At 76.0% G+C, this 3,073-nt stretch carries 3 protein-coding genes and 1 pseudogene; 3 read left to right on the forward strand and 1 reads right to left on the reverse strand.

What is annotated here, in order from left to right:
• Positions 1-945: serine/threonine-protein kinase (locus L1885_RS26280; RefSeq protein ID WP_235799657.1), on the reverse strand; the 945-nt coding region annotated here is incomplete at its 3' end.
• 122 nt (positions 946-1,067) lie between these two features.
• On the opposite strand from L1885_RS26280, the gene L1885_RS29035 reads away from it, so the two are divergent.
• From L1885_RS29035 to L1885_RS26295, 3 genes and pseudogenes are all read left to right on the forward strand, one after another.
• Positions 1,068-1,475, forward strand: a complete 408-nt coding sequence (locus L1885_RS29035) for an SH3 domain-containing protein (protein WP_268984548.1) — start codon at positions 1,068-1,070, stop codon at positions 1,473-1,475.
• Positions 1,476-1,577: 102 nt separating this feature from the next.
• Positions 1,578-2,135 (forward strand): annotated as a pseudogene (locus tag L1885_RS26290) (hypothetical protein); the annotation flags it as partial.
• 125 nt (positions 2,136-2,260) lie between these two features.
• On the forward strand, positions 2,261-3,010 hold the full coding sequence (locus tag L1885_RS26295; RefSeq protein WP_235799658.1) for a class I SAM-dependent methyltransferase: 750 nt from the start codon (positions 2,261-2,263) through the stop codon (positions 3,008-3,010).
• Positions 3,011-3,073: the final 63 nt, after the last annotated feature.

Here is a 3,073-nt window from a genome sequence, read left to right on the forward strand (position 1 = left end):
GGCGGAAGCAGGGGCGGCGGGCGCGGCACCGGGCCGGGCGCGCCGCACGGTGTCGGGCGACGAGGCGGCGGGCGGCAGGGCGTGCGGGACCAGCGGCGTCGACGCGGCGTGCTCCGGCCGGAGTTCCCCCATCACGTCGTCGGGCGTGGGCCGGTGGGCCGGGTCCTTGGCCAGGCACCGGCGTATGAGATGGACGAGCCCGGCGGGCACGCCGCTCAGGTCGGGCTCGTCGTGGACGACCTGATAGGCCACGACATAGGGGCTGTCCGAGTCGAACGGGCCCCGGCCCGTGGCCGCGTGGACGAGGACGGCGGCCATGGCGAAGACGTCCGCGGGCGGACCGACGGCGCGCGGGCGCTGGAACTGCTCGGGCGCCATGAACGGCGGTGTGCCGATCAACTTGCCCGTCTCGGTGCGCAGATCGCTGTCGGACGGGCGCGAGATCCCGAAGTCGATGACACGGGGCCCGTCCGCGGCGAGCAGCACGTTGCTCGGCTTCAGGTCGCGGTGGACGACGCCGGCGCGGTGGATGTCCCGCAGCCCTTCGGCCAGTCCGGCGCCGAGCCGCGCCAACTCGCGCTCGCTCATCGGCCCGTGCTGTCTGACACGGTCCGACAGTGTCGGCCCGTCGATGAACAGCGTGGCCATCCAGGGGCGTTCGGCATCCGCGTCGGCGTCCACGACGGGAGCGGTGAACGCGCCGCTGACGCGGCGGGCCGCGGCGATCTCCTGGCGGAAGCGGGCACGGAACTCGGGGTCCGACGCGTACTCCGCGTGCACGACCTTGACCGCCAGGCGCAGTCCGGAGCCCGAGGAGGCCAGGTGGACCACGCCCATGCCGCCGCTGCCGAGGACGGTCTGGAGCGGATAGGGGCCCGCGTAGCCGGGTTCCGCCCGCTCGGAAGCAGGCCGTGCGGGGTCGGCGGCCCGGGGCAGCGGTTGCATACCCACCCCCGTAGCTCGTGCGCTGCGCGACGCACCGACCATAGTCGATGAGGCATGCGATCCGGCCACGGGTTGCTAGCGTGCCGCGCACCAACAGGGCAGTGTCGAGGAGGGGGTCCGCGATGGCGGTCGGGGAAGCACAGGAGCCGGTGTCCGCGGGGGTCGCGGCGGGCGGACCGGAGCCGGGCGCGGGGGAGCCGGCGGGCGCCGCGGGGGAGGGTCCCGGCATCGACCCGGCGGCCGCCTCCGGCGCGCTCACCGCGCACGCGGCGGCGGTGGTGGCCAGGCACTACCCGATCGCGCCCGGCTACAGCGTCAACGTCCGCAGCGGTCCCGGCACGAACCACGGCGTTGTCCGGATACTGCCGGTCGGCGCCACCGTGCCGATCAACTGCCAGGTGAACGGGACGACCGAGAGCGGCCCGTACGGCACGTCCCGCATCTGGGACAACATCGCCAACGGCCAGTTCGTGTCGGACGCCTTCGTGCACACGGGCAGCGACGGCTTCATCGCGCCCCGCTGCGACTGATCGGACCTTCCGGGCCCGCTGCGGCGGACCCGGAGCGGATCCGCCGCACGTGCGCGCCGGTGCCGCTCCGGGCGCGCGGGGCCGGGCGGGGATAATCGAGCCGTGAGCGAGCAGCAGCGCCCCGAGGGGCAGGACGAGCAGACCGCGCCGCCCCGGCGGCCACCGGGCGGCGCGGCGGACGGCACCGCCGGCGGCCCGGTCCCCGAGAGCCTGCGGTTCTTCGGGACGACCTGGGTCTCCCACACCGGGGGCTACGGGCTGCGGCGCGCCGGGGCGGCGGCGGGTTCGCTGCTGGCCGCGGCCGCGTCGTGCGTCGTGCTCCGGTTCGCCTACGACGGCGTCGCGCTGGCCGACGTCGGCTCGTTCGTGGGCGTGCTCGTCGTCGCGATGTTCGCGGTGTGCGGCTTCGTCGCCTTCCGCAGGACGTGGGCCGGCTTCTCCGCCCGCCCGGCCGACCCGGCCCGCGAGGAGTCGCTGCGCAGCCTGAAGGCCATCGGTTTCATCGGGTCGCTCCTCGCCTACTTCGTCCGTTCGCTCAGCGAGGCCCCCGGAGAGGGGCTGCGGCGCCGCGAGTACGAGGCGGCCCTCGTCGCGTACGAGAAGCGGCGCGGCGCCCGCAGCGGCAACCCCGGCGCGCGCGGCGCACAGCAGAAGAACGGCCGGCAGAAGACCGCGCAGCAGACGAACCCGCAGCAGAAGAACGGGAAGAGGGGCGCGGCGGCCGCCGGCCCCGCCCCGACCCCTCGGCGGGCGGCGGGTGCCCGCGCGGACCGGAGGAACCACTCGTGACCTCGCGCGCCCTGTCCTTCGACGCCGTCGCCGAGCTGTACGACACGGCCCGGCCCGGCTATCCGCCCGCCCTCTTCGACGCCGTCGAGGAGCTGGCGGGCCGGCCGCTCGACGGCGCGCGCGTCCTCGACGTCGGAGCCGGCACGGGCATCGCCACCCGCCTGCTGCTGGCGCGCGGGGCGCGGGTCACGGCGGTCGAGCCGGGCCCCGGCATGGCGGGCCGGCTGCACGCCGTGCGGCCGGACGTGCCGCTCGTCCGGGCCATCGGCGACGCGCTGCCGTTCGCCGGCGCCACCGCCGACGTCATCACGTACGCCCAGTCCTGGCACTGGACCGACCGGGTCCGCGCCTTCGACGAGGCCATGCGGGTCCTCAGGCCCGGCGGGACGCTCGCCCTGTTCTGGAACGTCCTCGACCAGTCCGTCCCCTGGATCGCCGACCAGAACGCCCGGCTGCGCGCGCACGGCGGCGACGGCGGCCACGGCGTCCACGGGGCCCGCGAGCAGGGCCCGCTACTTGCGGAGGGAGTGGTGGGCGAAGTGCGCCGGGTGACGTGGACCAGGACGGTGTCTCTCGACGCGCACCTGGACAACTTCCACAGCCACAGCGTCTTCCGCGTCATGGGCGAAGCCGCGACGGCGGCCTTCATGGCGGACGAGCGGGCCGCGCTGCTTCAGGTCTTCCCGGACGGGCGGGTCGAGGAGGAGTACGTCGTCGACCTCGTCGCGGCGCGCCGCCCGGCCTGAGCCGGCCCGGTCGCCCGGTGCCGGCGCGCGTCGAAGGGCCGGCCGGACGCGGGGCGCGGCGGG

Source organism: Streptomyces fuscigenes, assembly GCF_021556455.1.
GTDB classification, from domain to species: Bacteria; Actinomycetota; Actinomycetes; order Streptomycetales; family Streptomycetaceae; genus Streptomyces; species Streptomyces fuscigenes.

What these genes read in the sequence shown, in the direction of transcription:
- L1885_RS29035 (WP_268984548.1), top strand. Translation starts at nt 1,068, where the DNA reads ATGGCGGTCGGGGAAGCACAGGAGCCGGTGTCCGCGGGGGTCGCGGCG.